The organism is Streptomyces sp. NPDC060232, assembly GCF_042726555.1.
In the GTDB taxonomy this organism is placed as follows: domain Bacteria; phylum Actinomycetota; class Actinomycetes; order Streptomycetales; family Streptomycetaceae; genus Streptomyces.
In genome coordinates this window covers 61,850-82,331 of record NZ_JBHXAG010000015.1, presented here as the reverse complement: position 1 = coordinate 82,331, position 20,482 = coordinate 61,850, and the positions used below count along the sequence as shown (strand labels likewise).

General features: G+C 72.7%; 23 protein-coding genes. 10 read left to right on the top strand and 13 right to left on the bottom strand.

The features are described from left to right. Positions 1-195 precede the first annotated feature (195 nt). Positions 196-987 (bottom strand): hypothetical protein, encoded by a 792-nt coding sequence (locus ACFWFZ_RS22185; RefSeq protein ID WP_387124518.1) that lies wholly within the window; start codon positions 985-987, stop codon positions 196-198. Between the two features lie 187 nt (positions 988-1,174). On the opposite strand from ACFWFZ_RS22185, the gene ACFWFZ_RS22180 reads away from it, so the two are divergent. From ACFWFZ_RS22180 to ACFWFZ_RS22170, 3 genes are all read left to right on the top strand, one after another. Next, positions 1,175-2,446: a magnesium transporter MgtE N-terminal domain-containing protein gene (locus ACFWFZ_RS22180; protein WP_387124517.1), complete on the top strand. Its 1,272-nt coding sequence runs from the start codon at positions 1,175-1,177 to the stop codon at positions 2,444-2,446. A gap of 172 nt (positions 2,447-2,618) precedes the next feature. Then, positions 2,619-3,125: a DUF1003 domain-containing protein gene (locus tag ACFWFZ_RS22175; protein ID WP_387124597.1), complete on the top strand. Its 507-nt coding sequence runs from the start codon at positions 2,619-2,621 to the stop codon at positions 3,123-3,125. Positions 3,126-3,167: 42 nt separating this feature from the next. Continuing rightward, positions 3,168-4,328, top strand: coding sequence for an Mrp/NBP35 family ATP-binding protein (locus ACFWFZ_RS22170; RefSeq protein ID WP_387124516.1), 1,161 nt, complete (start codon positions 3,168-3,170; stop codon positions 4,326-4,328). A gap of 93 nt (positions 4,329-4,421) precedes the next feature. On the opposite strand, the gene ACFWFZ_RS22165 is transcribed toward ACFWFZ_RS22170, so the two are convergent. The 5 genes from ACFWFZ_RS22165 to sigE all read right to left on the bottom strand — a co-directional run bounded on the left by ACFWFZ_RS22165 (position 4,422) and on the right by sigE (position 8,725). Then, positions 4,422-5,174, bottom strand: coding sequence for a hypothetical protein (locus ACFWFZ_RS22165; protein ID WP_387124515.1), 753 nt, complete (start codon positions 5,172-5,174; stop codon positions 4,422-4,424). Between the two features lie 137 nt (positions 5,175-5,311). Next, positions 5,312-5,746 carry a sec-independent translocase gene (locus ACFWFZ_RS22160; protein ID WP_387124514.1) on the bottom strand — a complete coding sequence of 145 codons (435 nt, stop codon included), beginning with the start codon at positions 5,744-5,746 and terminating at the stop codon, positions 5,312-5,314. Positions 5,747-5,864: 118 nt separating this feature from the next. After that, on the bottom strand, positions 5,865-7,229 hold the full coding sequence (locus ACFWFZ_RS22155) for a S1C family serine protease (RefSeq protein WP_387124513.1): 1,365 nt from the start codon (positions 7,227-7,229) through the stop codon (positions 5,865-5,867). A gap of 54 nt (positions 7,230-7,283) precedes the next feature. After that, on the bottom strand, positions 7,284-7,949 hold the full coding sequence (locus ACFWFZ_RS22150) for a zf-HC2 domain-containing protein (RefSeq protein WP_387124512.1): 666 nt from the start codon (positions 7,947-7,949) through the stop codon (positions 7,284-7,286). Then, positions 7,946-8,725 carry an RNA polymerase sigma factor SigE gene (gene sigE / locus ACFWFZ_RS22145; protein WP_387124511.1) on the bottom strand — a complete coding sequence of 260 codons (780 nt, stop codon included), beginning with the start codon at positions 8,723-8,725 and terminating at the stop codon, positions 7,946-7,948. The genes ACFWFZ_RS22150 and sigE overlap by 4 nt, the downstream gene beginning before the upstream one ends. 176 nt (positions 8,726-8,901) lie before the next feature. Between sigE and ACFWFZ_RS22140 the strand changes: the two genes are divergently transcribed. Further along, on the top strand, positions 8,902-9,564 hold the full coding sequence (locus ACFWFZ_RS22140) for an O-methyltransferase (RefSeq protein WP_030032218.1): 663 nt from the start codon (positions 8,902-8,904) through the stop codon (positions 9,562-9,564). 338 nt (positions 9,565-9,902) lie between these two features. On the opposite strand, the gene ACFWFZ_RS22135 is transcribed toward ACFWFZ_RS22140, so the two are convergent. After that, positions 9,903-10,070, bottom strand: coding sequence for a DUF3117 domain-containing protein (locus ACFWFZ_RS22135; RefSeq protein WP_003966491.1), 168 nt, complete (start codon positions 10,068-10,070; stop codon positions 9,903-9,905). 333 nt (positions 10,071-10,403) lie between these two features. Between ACFWFZ_RS22135 and ACFWFZ_RS22130 the strand changes: the two genes are divergently transcribed. Further along, entirely contained in the window at positions 10,404-11,207 is an 804-nt protein-coding gene (locus ACFWFZ_RS22130) for an enoyl-CoA hydratase/isomerase family protein (RefSeq protein WP_387124510.1), read from the top strand. Positions 11,208-11,262: 55 nt separating this feature from the next. Here ACFWFZ_RS22130 and ACFWFZ_RS22125 read toward each other — a convergent pair whose 3' ends face one another. Together ACFWFZ_RS22125 and ACFWFZ_RS22120 are read right to left on the bottom strand one after the other, a co-directional pair. After that, the gene (locus tag ACFWFZ_RS22125) at positions 11,263-11,850 is read right to left on the bottom strand and encodes a DNA-3-methyladenine glycosylase I (protein WP_387124509.1); all 588 of its coding nucleotides are present in this window, start codon (positions 11,848-11,850) and stop codon (positions 11,263-11,265) included. Then, positions 11,847-12,203, bottom strand: coding sequence for a DivIVA domain-containing protein (locus tag ACFWFZ_RS22120; RefSeq protein WP_387124508.1), 357 nt, complete (start codon positions 12,201-12,203; stop codon positions 11,847-11,849). Before ACFWFZ_RS22120 ends, ACFWFZ_RS22125 begins: the two co-directional genes overlap by 4 nt. Before the next feature lie 76 nt (positions 12,204-12,279). On the opposite strand from ACFWFZ_RS22120, the gene folP reads away from it, so the two are divergent. Then, a complete protein-coding gene (folP, locus tag ACFWFZ_RS22115; RefSeq protein WP_387124507.1) occupies positions 12,280-13,140 on the top strand; it encodes a dihydropteroate synthase in 861 nt (286 codons plus the stop codon). A 209-nt stretch (positions 13,141-13,349) separates the two neighbouring features. Here folP and ACFWFZ_RS22110 read toward each other — a convergent pair whose 3' ends face one another. Both ACFWFZ_RS22110 and dapE read right to left on the bottom strand, forming a co-directional pair. Then, positions 13,350-14,117 (bottom strand): TIGR00730 family Rossman fold protein, encoded by a 768-nt coding sequence (locus ACFWFZ_RS22110; RefSeq protein ID WP_387124506.1) that lies wholly within the window; start codon positions 14,115-14,117, stop codon positions 13,350-13,352. Between the two features lie 64 nt (positions 14,118-14,181). Continuing rightward, positions 14,182-15,261 (bottom strand): succinyl-diaminopimelate desuccinylase, encoded by a 1,080-nt coding sequence (dapE, locus tag ACFWFZ_RS22105; RefSeq protein ID WP_387124505.1) that lies wholly within the window; start codon positions 15,259-15,261, stop codon positions 14,182-14,184. 87 nt (positions 15,262-15,348) lie between these two features. Here dapE and ACFWFZ_RS22100 point away from each other — a divergent pair, with 87 nt between their 5' ends. Continuing rightward, entirely contained in the window at positions 15,349-16,332 is a 984-nt protein-coding gene (locus tag ACFWFZ_RS22100) for a hypothetical protein (RefSeq protein WP_387124503.1), read from the top strand. 277 nt (positions 16,333-16,609) lie between these two features. After that, positions 16,610-16,975 carry an ATP-binding protein gene (locus tag ACFWFZ_RS22095; protein WP_387124502.1) on the top strand — a complete coding sequence of 122 codons (366 nt, stop codon included), beginning with the start codon at positions 16,610-16,612 and terminating at the stop codon, positions 16,973-16,975. A 68-nt stretch (positions 16,976-17,043) separates the two neighbouring features. Here ACFWFZ_RS22095 and dapC read toward each other — a convergent pair whose 3' ends face one another. Then, complete coding sequence (dapC, locus tag ACFWFZ_RS22090; protein WP_387124501.1) at positions 17,044-18,141, bottom strand: succinyldiaminopimelate transaminase; 1,098 nt, start codon at positions 18,139-18,141, stop codon at positions 17,044-17,046. Positions 18,142-18,248: 107 nt separating this feature from the next. Then, positions 18,249-18,578, bottom strand: a complete 330-nt coding sequence (gene fdxA, locus ACFWFZ_RS22085) for a ferredoxin (protein WP_030027294.1) — start codon at positions 18,576-18,578, stop codon at positions 18,249-18,251. A 117-nt stretch (positions 18,579-18,695) separates the two neighbouring features. Between fdxA and ACFWFZ_RS22080 the strand changes: the two genes are divergently transcribed. Further along, entirely contained in the window at positions 18,696-19,682 is a 987-nt protein-coding gene (locus ACFWFZ_RS22080; protein WP_387124500.1) for a GNAT family N-acetyltransferase, read from the top strand. Positions 19,683-19,747: 65 nt separating this feature from the next. Next, a complete protein-coding gene (locus tag ACFWFZ_RS22075; protein ID WP_387124596.1) occupies positions 19,748-20,473 on the top strand; it encodes a tetratricopeptide repeat protein in 726 nt (241 codons plus the stop codon). Positions 20,474-20,482 lie beyond the last annotated feature (9 nt).

The following is a 20,482-nucleotide window of genomic DNA, read 5'->3' as shown; positions in this document are numbered from 1 at the left end:
CCGCGGCGTCGCGACGCCCGTCCCGCACGCCGAGGGCACGCACCGAACGCCGCTCCGTGCTCCACGGGGCAACTCGATACAGACCCTGGAGCGCTCCGCCGCCCCGCCCACGGGCGTGGTTGCCGTCACTCGGGGCTCGCGGGGCCGGGCACCGGGATCCCGGGACGTGAAAGCGCCGGGGGTGCCGGGGACGGCTCAGGGCTTGGTGGGGTTCGCCCCCTGGCCCGAGCCCTTGGAGGGGGCCGGGGCGGGCTCTCCGCCCTCCCCCTTGGTCGTCGGCAGCTGGCTGCCGTAGTCGACCGTCTGGTCCTGCGCGGGCGGGTCGAGCTGGAACGGCTGGCCCCACTCCGCGAGTTCCACCCGGCCTGCGCCTCCGGCGCGCTCCATGAGCAGCGGGTACGGGGTCCCTTCCAGGGATACCGAGAGCTTGCCTCCCTTGCCCTCGTCGGCCGTGACCTGGACCGCGCGGGTGTGCCCGACCTTGGTGTAGGAGCCCTTGGCGAGCTTGCCCTCCAGGCCCAGCAGCCCGTCGAGCAGGACGTCCATGTCGGTGAAGCCGCGGAACTGCTTGTAGGAGGGGTCGCCCTCGGGCACCTTGACGTACTTGTCGCCGAGCTTGCCGGCCGAGTCGGACTGGCCCCAGAACGCCGCGCTGGCCTTCAGGTAGAGCTGTTCCCCCACCCGCAGCAGCTGGAAGGTGTCCTCATTCGACTTCACCTCGCCGGAGCCGCCGTCCGACTTCAGCCGCATGTCGACGGTGAAGGACTTGCCGCCGCTGACCAGCGTGCCGGACAGGTGCACCGAGTCCGCTTCGGTCGCGGCCGCCTTCGCCTTCGCCTCGATCTTGTCGGCGGAGAGCTTGCCGACGCCGTTCGTGCCTTCGTCCGGGTCGTCCCCGCACCCCGTAGCGGTCACGGCGAGACCCGCGCACAGCACACCGATGAAGGCGGCCCGGCGCAGCCGCGCGGCGGGGAAGTAGGCGGTCACGGGCAGGTGCCTCTCGTTGTTCGTCTGCGGCCAGCAGGCAGCGTACCCGTCCGTGCGCCGCGGCCCGCGACCGCTCCCCGCAGTCCGCCGGGCCCCGGGCGGACCTCCCCACCAGGACGCTTTCCCACGGCACGGGCTAGCCTGAGGGGCGGCACGACTGTCGACAGACGCTCTAGGAGGCGCTCGGATGGCTGCAGGCGCCCCGCGGATCTTCGTCTCGCATCTGTCGGGTGTGCCCGTCTTCGATCCCAACGGCGACCAGGTCGGCCGGGTCCGCGACCTCGTCGCGATGCTCCGGGTCGGCGGCCGCCCGCCCCGGCTGCTGGGCCTGGTGGTCGAGGTGGTCAGCCGGCGGCGGATCTTCCTGCCGATGACCCGGGTCACGGGCGTCGAGTCCGGCCAGGTCATCACCACCGGTGTCATCAACATGCGGCGCTTCGAGCAGCGGCCCACCGAACGGCTGGTCCTGGGCGAACTGCTGGACCGCCGGGTGACGCTGGTCGCCAGCGGCGAGGAGGTCACCGTCCTGGACGTGGCCATCCAGCAGCTGCCGGCCCGCCGGGACTGGGAGATCGACCGGATCTTCGTACGCAAGGGCAAGTCGGGTGCGCTGCGCCGGCGCGGCGAGGCCCTGACGGTGGAGTGGTCGGCCGTGACGGGCTTCTCGCTGGAGGAGCACGGGCAGGGCGCCGAGAACCTGGTCGCCACCTTCGAGCAGATGCGCCCGGCCGACGTGGCGAACGTCCTGCACCACCTGACGCCGAAGCGGCGTGCCGAGGTGGCCAACGCCCTCGACGACGACCGGCTCGCGGACGTCCTGGAGGAGCTGCCCGAGGACGAGCAGGTGGAGATCCTCGGCAAGCTCAAGGAGGAGAGGGCCGCCGACGTCCTGGAGGCGATGGACCCGGACGACGCCGCCGACCTGCTGTCGGAGCTGCCGGAGGACGACAAGGAGCGGCTGCTGACGCTGATGCGGCCCGACGACGCGGCGGACGTACGCCGCCTGCTGTCCTACGAGGAGAACACCGCCGGCGGTCTGATGACGACCGAGCCGATCGTGCTGCGCCCGGACGCGACGGTCGCGGACGCGCTGGCCCGCGTACGGCAGGCGGACCTGTCGCCGGCGCTGGCGGCGCAGGTGTACGTGTGCCGGCCGCCGGACGAGACGCCGACGGGGAAGTACCTGGGCACGGTGCACTTCCAACGGCTGCTGCGCGATCCTCCGTTCACCCTGGTCAGCTCGATCGTGGACACGGACCTGCCGCCGCTGCGGCCCGACGCCTCGCTGCCCGCGGTGACCACGCACCTGGCCGCCTACAACATGGTGGCGGTGCCGGTGGTCGACGAGAGCGGGTCACTGCTGGGCGCGGTGACGGTCGACGACGTACTGGACCACCTCCTGCCGGACGACTGGCGCGAGACGGACTTGCCTTCCGAGGAGGCGCTGCGTGGCCGGTGAGCGAGGTCGCTTCGACCGGGGGCGGGGCGAGCAGGCGCGCGAGCGGCGCCGCGAGCAGATCCGGGAGCGGCGCGAGCAGGCGCGGGTGCAGGCGCGCGAGCACGGGTTGGCGGCGGAGGCGGCGGAACGTTCCGGCGAGCGCGCGGCGAAGTCGTCGAGCGGGTCGAGCGCGCTGTCGCGCTCGCGGGTGCGCCTGGACCTGCCGCGCGCGCCGCGCCGGTCGCTGCTGCCCGAATACGACCCGGAGGCCTTCGGGCGGCTGTCCGAGCGGGTGGCGCGCTTCCTGGGCACGGGCCGGTTCATCGTCTGGATGACGCTGGTCGTCATCGTGTGGGTGCTGTGGAACGTCTTCGCGCCGGACGACCTGCGCTTCGACAGGTACCCCTTCATCTTCCTGACCCTGATGCTGTCGCTCCAGGCCTCCTACGCGGCCCCGCTGATCCTGCTCGCGCAGAACCGGCAGGACGACCGCGACCGGGTCACCCACGAGCAGGACCGCAAGCAGAACGAGCGCTCCATCGCCGACACCGAGTACCTGACGCGCGAGATCGCGGCGCTGCGGATGGGCCTGGGCGAGGTCGCCACGCGCGACTGGATCAGGTCGGAGTTCCAGGACCTGATCAAGGAGATGGACGAGCGCCGTCTATTCCCGGCGGAACGTGATGAAGGCGACCGCTGACGGGCTTTCCTGAGGCGTGCTACCGAGCCGTACCATCGGGGCATGGCTACCGACACAAGCTCCGCCGCCGTGCCTGAGCAGGACGCGATCCTGGACGCTCTGGCGACGGTGAACGACCCCGAGATCCACCGGCCGATCACCGAGCTCGGCATGGTCAAATCGGTGGAGATCGGCGACGGCGGCGCGGTCGCCGTCACGGTCTACCTCACGGTGTCGGGCTGCCCCATGCGCGAGACCATCACCAGGAACGTCACCGAGGCCGTCGAGAAGGTCGCGGGCGTCACCTCCGTCGCCGTCTCCCTCGACGTGATGAGCGACGAGCAGCGCAAGGACCTGGCGGCCACGCTGCGCGGCGGCACCGCCGAGCGCGAGGTGCCCTTCGCCAAGCCGGGCTCGCTGACCCGCGTGTACGCGGTCGCCTCCGGCAAGGGCGGCGTCGGCAAGTCGTCCGTCACGGTGAACCTGGCCGCGGCGATGGCGGCGGACGGCCTGAAGGTCGGCGTGGTCGACGCGGACATCTACGGCCACAGCGTGCCGCGCATGCTGGGCGTGGACGGCCGTCCCACCCAGGTCGAGAACATGATCATGCCGCCGTCCGCGAACGGCGTGAAGGTCATCTCCATCGGCATGTTCACCCCGGGCAACGCGCCGGTCGTGTGGCGCGGACCGATGCTGCACCGGGCCCTGCAGCAGTTCCTGGCCGATGTCTTCTGGGGCGACCTGGACGTGCTGCTGCTGGACCTGCCGCCCGGTACGGGTGACATCGCGATCTCCGTGGCGCAGCTCGTGCCGAACGCCGAGATCCTGGTGGTCACCACCCCGCAGCAGGCCGCTGCCGAGGTGGCCGAGCGGGCCGGCTCGATCGCCGTGCAGACCCATCAGAAGATCGTCGGCGTCGTCGAGAACATGTCGGGCCTGCCGTGCCCGCACTGCGACGAGATGGTGGACGTCTTCGGCTCCGGCGGTGGCCAGAAGGTCGCCGACGGGCTGACCAAGACGGTCGGCGCGACGGTGCCGGTGCTGGGCCAGATCCCGATCGACGTCCGGCTGCGCGAGGGCGGCGACGAGGGCAAGCCCGTCGTCCTGTCCGACCCGGACTCGCCGGCCGGCGCGGCCCTGCGCGCCATCGCGGGCAAGCTGGGCGGCCGGGCGCGCGGCCTGTCGGGCATGTCCCTGGGCATCACCCCGCGCAACAAGTTCTAGTCCCCGTTCCGCGAAGGGAAGGGCACCGCCGGCCGGCGGTGCCCTTTTCCGTGCCCGTGCCCGTACCGGTCCGGTCCGGTCAGGCCGGTGCGGCTACTCGTACGTGCCGAGGTCGGAGATCGCCGAGAAGCCGAGGCCGTAGGCGCTCATGCCGCGCCCGTAGGCGCCCAGGTGCACCCCGCTCCCGGTGGAGCCCGCGAGCACCCAGCCGAACTCGGACTCGCGGTAGTGGAAGGTGGTCGGCTCCCCGTCCACCGGCAGCGACAGCGTGGACCAGTCCTCGCCGTCGAGGTCGTCGGCGAGCTCCCACGCGGCCTCGGTCTGCTGGTCGAGCCAGTCGTCGCGCAGGGCGTGGTCCATCTGTCCGGGCCAGCTGTACGCCAGCAGCCCGGAGCCGGCCAGCCAGGCCGCCGAGGAGACCGAGGTGGCCTCCAGGACCCCGGTGCCGTCGCCGCTGCGGCGCAGCGGGTTGCTCGCGACGGTGATGACCACCGCGAAGCGTTCCTTCTCGCCGGTGGCGATCTCACCCCGGGCGGACGGCTCGTCACCGTGGCCGGTGGAGCCGTGCTCGACCGTTCCGTCGGCGGCGGTACCGACCTGCATGAGCCAGCGGGGGCCCGTGAAGGCCCCGTCCAGCCCGTACCAGGGGAAATCAGCGGCCAGGAAGCCGTCGACCGTCCGGCGGGCCGCCGGCACGGGGGCGGCGGCCTCCGGCTGCTGCCCCTCGGCACGGTCGCCGGTATGCGGGCTCGTATGCGGACTGCTGTGCGGTTCCTGTGCGGGGTCTGCGGCGGCGGGTGCCTCGGCGGTCTGCGCGCCTACCAGGCTGCTGCTCGTCGTCTCCATCTGGGCGGCCTCTCGTTCCGTGGGGTCCGGAACGGCCCTCCCCCTCGCGGTGCTGGGGGGACCCCCTCCCTCGGGCGTCCCGCGATCCGGACAGATGGAGGATAGCCATCGGACCCCGGATCGCCGGGCAGGCTGGGTCAGGTGGCGTCGGCGTCGAAGCGCGCGCGCTGCTCGGGGGCCGGGGCCTCGGGCTTCTTCAGCAGGTCCACGCCGGCGGCCGCGCCGGACGGTGAGGCTGCGGCGGGATCGGGCTCCGGGTTGTTGACGGCGTCGGTGACGTCGTTCAGCTCCTTGCGGAGGTCGAAGCTCGTGCGGATCTCCTTGAGGTCCTCGTTCTCCGTCAGCTGCTTGCGGATGAAGGTCTTCGGATTCAGGTCCTCGAATTCGAAGTCCTTGAACTCCGGGCCGAGTTCGGAGCGAATGTCCTGCTTGGCGCTGTCGGAGAAGGCGCGGACCTTGCGGATGAAGCCCGTGACGTCCTGGATGACCTTGGGCAGCTTTTCCGGGCCGAAGACGAGGATGGCCAGAACCACGATCGTGACGAGTTCGAGTGCGCCTATGTCGTTGAACACCTTGCCGCTCCTCGGCTCTCTGTCACTTCGGGCCCGAACACACGGTACCCGCCCTTGCCCGCGGCCCCCTACACGCGTCCCGGCCCCATGAGGGTTTCACCCCCCGGCCATCGCGGGATCATGAGCCGTTCGCCGACCCGAGGACCACGCCCAGCGTGCGCTCCCGGCCGTCGCGCAGGACGGTCAGGGTGAGCGGATCGCCCGGGCGGTGGGCCCGGATCTTGATGATCAGCTCGTCGCCGCCGCGAACCCGCTGTCCGTCCACCTTGGTGATCACGTCACCGGGCCTGATCCCGGCGCGCGCGCCCGGTCCGCCGGCGGTCACGGACGGCTTGCCGTCCTCGCCCTTGTCCCCCACCCGGGCTCCGTCACCCGTGTAGTCCATGTCGAGGGTGACCCCGATGACGGGATGCGTGGCGCGGCCGGTGGCGATGAGCTCCTCCGCGACGCGCTTGCCCTGGTTGATGGGGATGGCGAAGCCCAGGCCGATGGAGCCGCCCTGCCGGTCGGGGTCGTCCTTGTCGGCGCCGCGGATCGCGCTGTTGATGCCGACCACGTGCGCGCGGGCGTCGAGGAGGGGGCCGCCGGAGTTCCCGGGGTTGATGGGGGCGTCGGTCTGGAGGGCGTCGACGTAGCTGATGTCACTGCCGTCGCCCTTGTCGCCGCCCGCGGTGACGGGCCTGCCGGTGGCGCTGATGATGCCGGCGGTGACCGTGTTGGAGAGGTCGAAGGGCGCGCCGATGGCCACGACCGGGTCGCCGACCTGCACGTTCTCGGAGTTCCCCAGGCTGAGCGGCCGGAGCCCGCGCACCCCGCTGACCTTGACCACGGCCAGGTCGTAGCCGGAGTCGCGACCGACGAGCTCGGCGGTGACGCTCTCGCCGGTGCTGAAGGTGACCGCTATCTCCTTGGCGTCGGCGACCACGTGGTTGTTGGTCAGGATGTGCCCCTGCGGGTCCAGTACGAAGCCGGTGCCCGTGCCGCTGCTCTTGGCGCCGCGCACGTGCAGGGTCACCACCCCGGGCAGTGCGGTGGCCGCGATCCCGGCCACGCTGTCGGGCGCCCGGCCCTTGTCGGCGACGGCCGCCTGCGGCAGCTCCAGCCTGGTGCTGCTCTGCCGCTCGGCGAGCACGCCGACGTAACCACCGATCCCGCCCGCGAGCAGCGCCGTTCCCGCGGCGAGGGCCGCCACCTGCCACAGCCGGAACCCGCGCCGGTCCCGGCCCCGGTCCACGACCTGGAGGGGCCGCTCGCCCCAGGGGTCGTACCGGACCTCGTGGACCGGCGCCTCCTGGGCAGGGGCCGCCGCCTGCCCTGCGGTCCCGTTCCCCCCGCCTTCGCCGTCACGGTCACCGTCTGCGCCGACGGCCCCGCCCGCGGTCTCGGGCCGAGGGGCCGGAACCCCGTCGCGACGGCCGTCGGCCGTGCCCTCGGGCCGGCTCCACCACTGCGGAGCCGGTTCGTTCTGCTGCCTGTCGGCCATGGGCGCTCCCCGCGTACCTGTGCGCATGTCCGGCCGATTCAACCAGGTCGCGGGTCAGCGCATCAGGGAGACCGGGCGTGCCGAGCCCGGCGGGGAGGGCGTGGGCGGTGCCAGCGGGCTCGCCCCGGCCGTCAGGAGGGTCGGTACGGCCGCGGGAGTGGGCGGCCGGTCACGGACCGCCGCGTCGGTCACGGACAGCGCGGGGCCGGGCCTGGAGGTCGGCGCCGGGGAATCACCCCGGACGATCGGCTCCGTGCCCTCCAGCGGCAGCGTGCCGCCCAGCGCGAGGGCCGCCAGCGACACCGCTCCGGCGGCGACGAAGGCGAACCGGCGGCGCGGACGGCCCACCTCGTGGATGCGGAAGCCCTCCTGCTGCGGACGGACGGCGGCCGCGGGCAGCCCGTACGCGAAGGCCTCGAAGGGGTCGGGCTGGGCGGAGCCCGGTCCCGGTGGATCCGCGGGGCCGGACGGGGCGTCGAGACCGCCTCCCGGAAGCTGCTGGAGACGCGCGAGCAGGCCCGCGGACAGCGGCGGCGGCGCGCTCTCGACGAACATGGTCTTCAGACGGCGCTGGGCATCGGCCTCGGCCTTGCACTTGGCGCAGGTCGCCAGGTGCGCGAGGACCCGCTCGCGCGCGTCGTGTTTCAACTCCCCGTCCACGAGGGCGGCGAGCCGGTCACCAAGGTGCTGTTCGGCAGGGGACGGACTGGCTCCGGTCACTCGGCTCCGCCCTCTCTCCCGGTGTCCGGCGCGCCCGTCGCCACACCCGCCAGCGCCCGCTGCTCGGCACGGGCCGCGGGCGACCGGTGCTTGAGCGCCTTGCGCAGGTGCGAGCGGCCGCGGTGGATACGGCTGCGCACGGTGCCGAGCTTCACGCCGAGCGTCGCGGCGATCTCCTCGTAGGACAGGCCCTCGATGTCGCACAGCACCACGGCCGCCCGGAACTCGGGGGCGAGGGTGTCCAGCGCCTGCTGGACGTCCGCGTCGAAGTGCGTGTCGTGCAGGACCTGCTGGGGGGACGGCTCACGGCTCGGCAGCCGCTCGGCGGCGTCGTCGGCGAGCGCGTCGAAGCGGATCCGCTGCTTGCGGCGGACCATGTCCAGGAAGAGGTTCGTGGTGATGCGGTGCAGCCAGCCCTCGAACGTGCCGGGCGTGTAGGTGGACAGCGAGCGGAAGACGCGGACGAAGACCTCCTGGGTCAGGTCCTCGGCGTCGTGCTGGTTGCCCGTCAGGCGGTAGGCGAGGCGGTAGACCCGCGCGCTGTGCGTGCTGACGATCTCCTCCCACGAGGGAGGGGTCCACGCCTGCGATCCCGCATCTGCGGCAAAGGTCGCGGTGGTAGCGGTGTCTGCGGTGTGGAAGCGGTCAGCAATGTAGGTCACGGATTTCGGCTCACCCGCCGACCAGAAGAGGCGTCTGAACACGCCTCCACGATCCACAGGCGCAGCCGCACCTCCCCTGTCGGCTCTGGTGGTGTCCAGTGGAGTCCCTACCATAGCCACCCCCTCTGTCAGCTCCGGATAAGGGTTTTTGCATTATCTTTACGCAAGCCTTAGGCCCCGGGGCGGTCCCGCCGCCGATCTGCCCGGCGCCGTCCTTCTCGTCCCGCCTCCACCCCTCACAACGCCCGGTCCCATCTGCGGGTTCCCGACGTCAACGGATACAGTCACCGTTGCGCCAACTATGGGGACAGGAGAGGGTCATTACCGGCAACCGGCAGACGAGCTGGGCGTTCGCCGACGCGTTTGTCGCCGAGGACGACGCTCTGCGATGGGCCCGCGACCGGTCCAGGGAAGCGGGCCTGCGCTCCGTCTCCCCCGGGACCGGCGCCGCGCTGCGCCTGCTGGCCGCGACCGCGGACGCCAAGGCGGTCGCCGAGATCGGCACCGGAACCGGCGTCTCCGGCATCCACCTCCTGCACGGGATGCGCCCCGACGGGGTCCTGACCACGGTCGATCCCGAGGCGGACCGCCAGGCCTTCGCCCGCCAGGCCTTCCGCGCCGCCGGCTTCGCCGGCAACCGCGCCCGCTTCATCCCCGGCCGCGCACTCGACGTCCTGCCCCGCCTCGCCGACGGCGGGTACGACCTCGTCTTCTGCGACGGGGACCCGACCGAGTCCCTCGACTACCTCGCCGAATCGTTGCGCCTGCTGCGCCCCGGGGGGCTGGTGTGCTTCGAGGGGGTCTTCTCCGACGGCCGTACGGTCGACTCCGCGGCCCAGCCGGTGGAGGTGCTCCGCGTCCGCGAGCTGCTGCGCAGCGTCCGGGAGAGCCCGGCGCTGGAGGCCGCGCTGCTCCCGGTGGGCGACGGGCTGCTCTGCGCCGTGCGCCGCTGACCGCTGACCCGGCCGCACCCCGGCGCCCGACCCGGGCCGTGTCAGGTCACCGGCAGGCCCCGGCCCAGACCCGTCCACGACCCGGCGCTGCGCCGGCCGACGAGCAGGAGCAGGGCGACCGCCAGGTTCGCCGCGCCGGCACGTCCGACAGGAGGCGGGCCGCCTTCTGGCGGGGAGTGCGGTCGGGGAAGGCCGGCGGCGTGGGCGGGGGGTAGGTCACGTGCGGCGCCGCCGGGGCTGCGGGTCCTCGGGCACGACACAACGCTGCCCCGGCCGCAGATCGCGGTCGGGGCAGCGAAGAGAATGCGAAAGCAGAAGGTGGAAGTGCTGTCAGCGGGTCAGCCGACGACCTTCTTCAGGGCGTCACCCAGGGCGTCCGCCTCATCGGGGGTCAGCTCGACGACAAGCCGACCGCCGCCCTCGAGCGGTACGCGCATGACGATGCCCCGCCCCTCCTTGGTGACCTCGAGCGGGCCGTCGCCCGTCCGCGGCTTCATGGCCGCCATGCTCGTTCCCCTTCCTGAAACCAGCTCATCGTCAGCCGACGGCCCCATTCAGGCGCCTAGTACCCGGCATCGAACACATTGCTTCCCAGCCATTATCCCGCATGTCAGGACCCGATGACCAACATCACCCGGGAACGCTTGGGCAACGCGCTCGACCAAAACCACTCATTTCGGGGATCCGCCTGCGATACTTCGCCGCCGCACCTGGGAAACCGCTTCCGGTTTCTTTGACACACATCACATGTGCGCTCCGCGTCCGGTCCGCCATGCTGGCCCTTGCACCGGCCGGTACCGGCCGGTAGCCAAGCCCGCGACGAAGGGGGACCCCCTGCCATGGCCGACAGTGTGCTCTACGAAGTGACCGACGGACTCGCGACCATCACGATCAACCGTCCCGACGCGATGAACGCGATGAACACCGAGGCCAAGGTCGCCCTGCGCGACGCGGCGGTGGCCGCGGCCGAGGACACCGCGGTCCGGGCGGTCCTGCTGACCGCCGCCGGCAACCGGGCCTTCTGCGTCGGCCAGGACCTCAAGGAGCACATCGGGAACCTCGCCTCGGACCGCGAGACCGGCTCCTCGCTGACCATGAACACGGTCAAGGAGCACTACAACCCCATCGTGCGGGCGCTCACCGAGATGCCCAAGCCCGTGGTGGCCGGCGTCAACGGCGTCGCGGCCGGGGCCGGCTTCGGCTTCGCGCTGGCGGCCGACTTCCGCGTCGTCGCCGACACCGCCTCCTTCAACACCTCGTTCGCCGGCGTGGCGCTCACCGCCGACTCCGGGGTCTCGTGGACGCTGCCCCGCCTGATCGGCGCCTCCCGCGCCTCGGACCTGCTGCTCTTCCCGCGTTCGATCAAGGCGCAGGAGGCGTACGACCTCGGCATCGTCAACCGCCTGGTGCCCTCGGACTCCCTGCACGCCGAGGCCGAGGCCGTGGCCCGCGCACTGGCCGCGGGCCCGACGGTCGCCTATGCCTCCCTGAAGGAGTCCCTCGCGTACGGGGCCTCCCACACCCTCGCGGAGTCCCTGGTGCACGAGGACGTCCTGCAGACCCGTGCGGGAGCCTCCGAGGACCACTCCATCGCCGTCCAGGCCTTCCTGGCGAAGCAGCCGCCGAAGTACCTCGGCCGCTGAACCGCGCAGCCGTCCCGCGCGGCCCGGCCCGAAGTGCGTCTCGGCGTGAGCGCGCCTACGCCGGGTCGCGCAGGGCGCAGGCGGCCAGGTGGTCGTTGACCAGCCCGCACGCCTGCATCAGGGCGTAGGCGGTCGTCGGGCCGACGAAGCGGATGCCGGCCTTCTTGAGGGCCTTGGCGAGGGCGGTGGACTGCGGGGTGACCGCCGGGACCTCGGTGACCGTGAGCGGGGCGGGGCCGGGCTCCTCGGGGGCGTGGGACCAGATCAGGGAGTCCAGCTCGCCGGACTCCCAGCCGGCGAGCACCTTCGCGTTGGCCAGGGTCGCCTCGATCTTGGCCCGGTTGCGGATGATTCCCACGTCGGCCAGCAGCCGCTCCGCGTCCGCGACGCCGAACTCGGCGACCGCCGCGATGGAGAAGCCGGAGAAGGCCTTGCGGAAGCCCTCGCGCCGGCGCAGGATCGTCAGCCAGGACAGCCCCGACTGGAAGGCCTCCAGGCACAGCCGCTCGTACAGGGCGTCGTCGCCGTGGACCGGCCGGCCCCATTCGCAGTCGTGGTAGGCGACGTACTCCCCGGTGGCCCCCGTGGACAGCGCCCAGGGGCAGCGCAGCAGCCCGTCCGGGCCCGCCACCGGTCCGCTCACCGCTCACCGCCCTTGGTGAGGTCGACCGGGCCGGACGCGTCCTGCACGGCCGCGGGCCCGGGCGACGCCGTTCCCGTCAGCAGCGCGATCCGCGCGTCGCGTTCGGCGAGCTCCGCCGCGAGCCGCTCCAGTACGTCGTCCACCTCGGCCATCCGGTAGCCGCGCGGCGCGACCGGCAGCCGCAGCGCGTCGATGTCCTCCCGCACCACGGGCCGGGTCTCCGGCAGCCCGTCCGCCACCCGGTCCGGCTCCGCCTCCGGCAGCACGGCCTCCGAGCCGCCGCCGATCACCGCGAGGGTGACCGCTGCCACGACCACGACCAGCGCGATCATCAAGAAGAAGAACACGATCAACTCCCCTGAGAGACTCCGGCCACCAGGTTAAGGTCGCAGGCGAGGCGCGAGGGCCGCCGAAGGAGGAAAGACCAGGATGCTGCGACTGGGCAGGCGCGAGTTCGACACCCACGAGCCGGTGATCATGGCCATCGTGAACCGGACTCCGGACTCCTTCTACGACCAGGGCGCGACGTTCCGCGACGAGCCCGCGCTGGACCGGGTGGAGCAGGCCGTCGCCGAAGGCGCCGCGATCATCGACATCGGCGGGGTCAAGGCGGGCCCGGGCGAGCACGTGGACGCGGCCGAGGAGGCGCGGCGCACGGTCGGTTTCGTGGCCGAGGTCCGGCGCCGCCACCCGGACGTGGTGATCAGCGTGGACACCTGGCGGCACGAGGTCGGCGAGGCCGTCTGCGAGGCCGGGGCGGACGTGCTGAACGACGCGTGGGGCGGGGTGGACCACAAGCTGGCCGAGGTGGCGGCGCGCTACGGCGTCGGCCTGGTCTGCACGCACGCCGGCGGGGTCGAGCCGCGCACCCGGCCGCACCGGACCGCGTACGAGGACGTGATGGCGGACATCCTGCGGGTCACGGTCGGGCTCGCCGAACGGGCCGCGGCCCTCGGCGTCCGCCGGGACGCGATCATGATCGACCCGGGTCACGACTTCGGCAAGAACACCCGCCACTCGCTGGAGGCGACCCGGCGGCTGGAGGAGATGACGGCCACCGGCTGGCCGGTGCTGGTCTCGCTGTCCAACAAGGACTTCGTCGGCGAGACCCTCGACAAGCCGGTCAAGGAACGGCTGCTGGGCACGCTGGCCACCACGGCCGTCTCCGCCTGGCTGGGCGCGCAGGTCTACCGCGTCCACGAGGTCGCGGAGACCCGCCAGATCCTGGACATGGTCCGCTCCATCCAGGGCCACCGGCCGCCCGCGGTCGCCCGCCGCGGCCTGGCCTGAACCACCGCCGGTCGGAGGCCGGCGCAGCCGCCCGAAGCCGGTGAGGCGCCCTGGCGCCGCACCGCGCGAGAGCGGCGTCCGAAAGAGGTCATGGTCCGCTCCATCCAGGGCCACCGGCCGCCCGCGGTCGCCCGCCGCGGCCTGGCCTGAGCCACCGCCGGCCGACGCCCGCTCCCGCGGGCCGGCCGGGGCCGGCCCGCGGACCGGACCTACTTCCCGACTTCCTTGGTCACCAGGGCGATCGCCTCGTCCACGTGGTCGGTGACGTGGAAGAGGTAGAGGTCCTTCTCCGAGGCCTTGCCCTGGGCGATCACCGTGCCCCGCAGCCAGTCGACCAGCCCGCTCCAGTACTCCGTGCCGAACAGCACGATGGGGAAGCGGGTGATCTTCTGGGTCTGGACCAGGGTCAGCGCCTCGAACAGCTCGTCCAGCGTGCCCAGCCCGCCGGGCAGCACGACGAAGCCCTGGCTGTACTTCACGAACATCGTCTTGCGGACGAAGAAGTACCGGAAGTTCAGACCGAGATCGACGTGCTGGTTGAGCCCCTGCTCGAAGGGGAGCTCGATGCCCAGGCCGACGGAGATCCCGTTCGCCTCGCGGGCGCCCTTGTTGGCGGCCTCCATCGCTCCCGGACCGCCGCCGGTGATCACCGCGAATCCGGCGTCGACCAGTGCGCTGCCGATCCGCACGCCCGCCTCGTACTCGGGCGAGCCCTCCGGGGTGCGGGCCGAGCCGAACACGCTGATCGCGGGCGGCAGCTCGGCCAGCGTGCCGAAGCCCTCGATGAACTCCGACTGGATGCGCAGGACCCGCCAGGGATCGGTGTGGACCCACTCGGAGGGCCCGGCGGAGTCCAGCAGCCGCTGGTCCGTCGTACTGCCCGCCTGCACCTGGCTCCGCCGCCTCAGCACCGGCCCGAGCTGCTGCTCCTCGGGCCGGTGACGAGCGGACCCGTCGGAGATGCCGGGGTTGCCCATGATGTGCTCCCTCCTGCTGATCGTTGGATCAGGGTAGGCGCACGAAGGTGACGGGAAGCGGAATTCAGGAGGTCAGCCAGGCGCGGAGTCGTTCCTCGCAGTGCAGGATCGCCTTCGTCTCCACGCGCTCGTCGACCTTGTGGGCCAGCAGGGCGTCGCCCGGACCGTAGTTCACCGCCGGGACACCCAGCGCGCTGAAGCGGGAGACGTCCGTCCAGCCGAACTTCGGCATGGCCCGGCCGCCCACGGCCTCCATGAAGGCCGCGGCCGCGGGGTGGGAGAGGCCCGGCAGGGCGCCGCCGGAGGAGTCGTCGACGACGAACTCGGCGATGTCGCAGTCCGCGAACACCTCGCGGACGTGGGCGATCGCCTCGGCCTCGCTGCGGTCGGGGGCGTAGCGGAAGTTGACCGTCACGGTGCACGCGTCGGGGATGACGTTGTTGGCGACGCCGCCCTCGATGCGGACGGCGTTGAGGCCCTCGTGGTACTCCAGGCCGTCGATGACCGGCTGGCGGGGCTCGTACGCCGCCAGCCGGGCCAGGATCGGGCTCGCCGTGTGGATGGCGTTGGAGCCCATCCAGCTGCGGGCGGAGTGGGCTCGCTCGCCGGCGGTGCGCAGAAGCACGCGCAGGGTGCCCTGGCAGCCGCCCTCGACCTCGGCGTTCGAGGGCTCCAGCAGGACCGCGAAGTCGCCCGTGAGCCAGTCGGGGTGGGCTTCGGCGACCTTGCCGAGGCCGTTGAGGTCGGCGGCGACCTCCTCCTGGTCGTAGAAGACGAAGGTGAGGTCCCGGTTGGGCTCGGGCACGGTCGCGGCGATGCGCAGCTGCACGGCGACGCCGGACTTCATGTCGGTGGTGCCGCAGCCCCACAGGACGTCGTTCTCGTCGAGGCGCGACGGGACGTTGTCGGCGATCGGCACGGTGTCGAGGTGGCCGGCGAGTACGACGCGCTCGGCGCGGCCGAGGTTCGTGCGGGCGACGACGTTGTTGCCGAAGCGGTCCACGGTGAGGTGGGGCAGGCCGCGCAACGCGTTCTCCACGAGGTCGGCGAGTACCTTCTCGTCGCCGCTCACGGAAGGGATGTCGACGAGCCGGGCGGTCAGCTCGGCGGCGTCCAGGGTGAGGTCCAGCTCGGATTCGGACATGGAACTGACCCTAACGCCCCGGGGTGTGGCGATGCGTCCCTCGTCCGGCCGGTGGACGCGTCATATGCCTCAAGTACGGTGGGCCGCGTGTCCGAGATCCGTGATCCCCGCCCTCGCCGCCGCAGGCTGCTCCGTGTGGTCGTCGGCCTGCTCGTTCTCCTGTCGGTGGTGGGGTACTTCGCCGTACAGCGCGCCTCGAACGGCGGGGGCGCACCCTTCTGCGTCGCGAGCGCGGACGCCTCAGGCCGTGACGGCGGTTCCGAGAAGTACGAGATGTCCCCGGAGCAGGCGGCGAACGCGGCGACGATAGCCGCCGTCGGCATCGCCAAGGGCCTGCCGGACCGGGCTGTCACCATCGCCCTGGCGACCGCCATGCAGGAGTCCGCCCTGCGCAACCTCGACCACGGCGACCGGGACTCGCTGGGACTCTTCCAGCAGCGCCCGTCGATGGGCTGGGGCACGCCGGAGCAGATCACGGACCCGGTCTACTCGGCCGGGATCTTCTACGACCACCTCGTCGACGTGCCGGGGTACTCGCGGCTGCCGCTGACGGTGGCCGCACAGAAGGTGCAGCGCAGCGGTTTCCCGCAGGCCTACGCCAAGCACGAGCCGGACGCGACGGTGCTGACCGCGGCCTTCGCCGGCGGCGGCAGCCTCGACTGCGGCGGTCCGGCGCCCACGCAGCCGGGCGACGCGGAGAAGGTGCGCGAGGGCCTGGTGCGGATCTTCGGCCAGGACGGGATGCACACCTTCGGCCCGCAGGGCGGTCAGGGCGGTCAGGCCGGCCGCAGCGCCGGCGGCGGCCGGGCCGTCGCAGAGCCCGAGATCACGATGGTGGAGAAGCGGGACGCGGGCGAGGCCGCGACGCGCCGCAGCCGGGCGATGGCCCACTGGGCGGTGGCCAACTCGCGTGAGATGGGGATCGCCCGGGTCTCCTACGACCTGCGCGGCTGGGTCGCGGGCAAGGACCGCGGCCGGTGGCAGGACAAGGGGGACGCGGGCGCGAAGAACGGCGACGGCGATCCCTACGGTGCGGCTCCCGGCGAGGTGCGGATCTTCCTGGCCCGCTGATCGGCCCGTGGCCCGGCGAAGCGCGCGCGGGTCAGCCGGGGGCACCCGGCAGCGCGTACGAGGGATCACTCCTGCGGGGGTGATCACCATCGGGGCCCACCCCGCCCCGCGGGTGCCCCTGACGGACGGAATCCCTGGTCGGCGCGCATCCAATGCTCTTGTCGCGGAAGCCGATTAAACGATGCGCTACCGATCCTTTACCCGGCGGCGCCGCAACTCCACCCGCCCCACGAGCGGTTAGTCAGGGCGTACTCAGCCGCTACCGCTTAGGAGCATCATGTCCCTCCCCCTGACCCGTCGGATCGCCCGTGCCGCGCTGCTCGTCGCAGCCGGGGCAGCGCCCGTGGTCGGTGCGGCCGGCGCGGCCAACGCCGCCGGTCTGGAGTCCGTGCCGCAGCTGGGCGCACTCACCGCCACGGACGCCCCCGCGGCGGCCGCCGACATGGCCACGGGAAGCGCCACCGACGCCGTCGGCACCGCCGGTGCCGCGGCCAAGACCCTGCCGGCCCCCGCCTCCGACCTGGCCGGCCAGGCGGGCGGCCTGCTCGGCGGTCTGCCCACGACCCAGGAGCTGCCGGTCTCCGCACTGCCCGTGGGCGATGTCCTGCCGGCGGGGCTGCCCGGCGGCGCGCTGCAGGGCTGACATCCGGCAAACACCGAGGGGGCCGGGAGCTGCACACTCCCGGCCCCCTCGGGCTGTCACGGGCCGGGTCAGCCGAGGCGCTTGACCGCCGCCTCGACGCGCTCGTCGGTGGCGGTGAAGGCGACCCGCACGAAGCGGGCGCCCGCCTCGCCGTAGAAGTCGCCGGGCGCGACCAGGATGCCCAGGTCCGCGAGGTGGGCGACGGTGTCCCAGCAGGGCTCGTCCCGGGTCACCCACAGGTAGAGGCTCGCCTCGCTGTGCTCGACCCGGAAGCCGTGCGCCTCCAGGGCCGCACGGAGCGCGGCGCGGCGGGCCGCGTAGCGCTCACGCTGCTCCGCCACGTGCCGGTCGTCGCCGAGGGCCGCCACCGTGGCCGCCTGCACCGGCGCGGGGGTCATCATGCCGCCGTGCTTGCGGATCTCCAGCAGCTCGCCGAGCACGTCCGCGTCACCGGCGGCGAAGGCCGCCCGGTAGCCCGCCAGGTTGGAGCGCTTGGACAGGGAGTGGACCGCGACGATCCCCTCGTACGAGCCGCCGCACACGTCGTCGTGGAGGACGGAGACGGGCTCGGCCTCCCAGCCCAGCTCCAGGTAGCACTCGTCGCTGAAGAGCAGGACCCCGTGCTGCCGGGCCCAGGCCACGATACGGACGAGTTCGGCCCGGTCGAGGACCTTGCCGGTGGGGTTGGACGGGGAGTTGAGCCACAGCAGCTTCACGCGCGCCGGGTCGAGATCGGTGGTCGGGTCGTCGTAGACCACCGGCTCCGCGCCGCACAGCCGCGCCCCGACCTCGTACGTCGGGTAGGCGAGCCGGGGGTAGGCGACCTGGTCGCCGGCGCCCAGGCCCAGCTGGGTCGGCAGCCAGGCCACCAGCTCCTTCGAGCCGACGACCGGCAGGACGTTGCGGTGCTCGGCGGCGCTCGCGCCGAGCCGGCCGCGCAGCCAGCCCGTGATGGCGTCGCGCAGGGCGGCCGTGCCCCACACCGTCGGGTAGCCCGGGGAGTCGGCGGCGTCGATCAGGGCCTGCCGGACCAGCTCCGGGACCGGGTCCACGGGGGTGCCGACGGAGAGGTCGACGATGCCGTCCGGGTGGGCCGCCGCCGTCTTCTTGTACGGCTCCAGCTTGTCCCAGGGGAAGGCGGGAAGACGGTCGGATACTGCGGCCACGGTGGTCTCTGCTCTCTCTGAGTGCTGGTGTGACGGGTCGGAAAACACCGCGGTCCCGTGCGGCGGGAAGGCCGTACGGGACCGAGGGGCGCTTCTGCCGTGAAAGGTCAGTGCTCGCCGTTGATGCCGGCGGGCAGCCCCGCGACGAAGGGGTGGTCGCGCTCGATCAGACCCAGCTTGGAGGCACCACCGGGCGAACCGAGCTCGTCGAAGAACTCGACGTTCGCCTTGTAGTAGTCCTTCCACTCTTCCGGAGTGTCGTCCTCGTAGAAGATGGCCTCGACCGGGCAGACCGGCTCACACGCACCACAGTCGACGCACTCGTCCGGGTGGATGTACAGGGACCGCTGGCCCTCGTAGATGCAGTCGACGGGGCACTCTTCGATGCATGCCTTGTCCTTGACGTCGACACAAGGCTCCGCGATGACGTAGGTCACGCTCTCGTTCCTCCTCGGTAGGGCTTTCCATATCGCGCGGGAGCGCGGCGTCGTCGATGCCCGCACCTAGTATCTCCGTTCCCGGGCACGATCCGAACAGGAGGGGCGGACAGAGCTGTGGAAATCACTGCCGGAGGACTGCTGGAGGTCCGCATCACCCCAGCTGACGTGGGTAAACGTGTCTCTGTACGACGGGTGGAGACCGGAGCGAGCGGATCACCCGAGTTCACGGACACGGTCGGTGTTCTCACATCCTGGGACCCGGGTGTGCTGCTGATCACAAAGAAGAACGGGCAGTCCGTCCGCATCCCGGAATCCTCGCTGGTGGCGGGCAAGGTCGTGCCCGCGGCGCCGGCCCGGCGGCGGGGTCCGGCGGCCTCCTTCGAGGAGCTGACGAGGGTCTCGGCGCGGGCCTGGCAGCCGCTGGAGAGCGAGTCTCTGGGCGGGTGGACGCTGCGCGCTTCCGCCGGGTTCACCCGGCGGGCCAATTCCGTGCTGCCCGCCGGCGACCCGGGCATACCGCTCGACGATGCACTCGCGCGAGTGACCTCCTGGTATGCGCAGCGAGGACTTCCGGCCTATGTGCAGGCCGCCACGGGGGCCGCCGGCACGCAGGAGCTGCTGTGCGCGGAGCTGGAGCGCCGGGGGTGGGTGTCCGAGGCGTCGGCGGAGGTACGGATCGGGGCGCTGGCCCCTGTGGGCGACGTGGAAGCGCCGGCGAGCGGGCCCGTGACGCTGGCCCGTGTCCCGGACGAGGAGTGGCTCGGGCGCTACGGGAGGGTCTCCGACCCGGACGTGGCCCGGCGGGTCCTGGTGCGGGGCCCGTCGGTGTGGTTCGCCTCGCTCCCCGGGGGGCGGGCGATCGGGCGGTGCGTGGTGGACGGCCGGTGGGCCGGATTCGCGGCGGTGACGGTCGATCCCGCCCACCGGCGGGAGGGGCTCGCGACGGCGGTGATGGCCGCCCTGGCGCGGCGCGCGCTGGAGGAGGGCGCGTCGGCGGCGTGGCTGCAGGTCGAGACCGACAACGCGGGGGCGCTGGCGCTGTACGACGGGCTGGGCTTCGCGACGCACCACGTCTACCACCACTTCCGGGCGGCCCGGTGAGCACGCCGGCCTGGCGGGAGCAGTTCGCGGCGCAGGCCCGGTCGGAGCGGCCCGACCTGGCGCTGATGTGCCTGCTGCTGGCGGCGGAGGCGGATCCGGAGCTGGACGAACGCGTCATGGACTGGGCGCAGATCGAGCTGGACCGGCTGGCCGGGATGCTGCCGTACGGCCTGCGGGGCGGGCGGGCGTGGGCCTCGGCGGTGACGGACCTGCTGGGCGGGCGCCTCGGTTTCCACGGCACCCCGGCGGACTACGAGCGGCTGTCGTCCTCGCTGCTGCACGAGGTGCTGCGGCGCCGGCGCGGCCTGCCGATCCTGCTGTCGGTGGTGTGGCTGGAGGTCGCCCGGCGGGCGGGCGCGCCGGTGTACGGGCTGGGGCTGCCGGGGCACTTCGTGGTGGGCTTCGGCGACCCGGAGGAGGGCGTGGTGGTGGATCCGTTCGCGGGCGGCGCCTCCCTGGGCGCCGGGCCGGCGGAGCTGGCGTCGGGGCCGCGCACGCCGGCGAGGACGCTGGACATCGTGCTGCGGATCCTGACCAACATCCGTGCGTGGGCCTCCACCCGCCCCGAGCAGTCGGGGGTGGCGCTGTGGGCGCTGGAGCTGTCGCTGATGCTGCCGTCGCATCCGGCGTCGCTGCGCTACGAGCGGGCGCGGCTGCTGGTGGAGCGGGGCTCCTTCCGGGAGGGGGCGGCCGAACTCGACGCCTACGCCGAAGTCGTCGCGGCGGTGGACGACGGCGCCGCCGCCCGTATCCGGGCCGAGGCCGTCTCGGCCCGCGCCCTCCTGAACTGACCGGGGGCA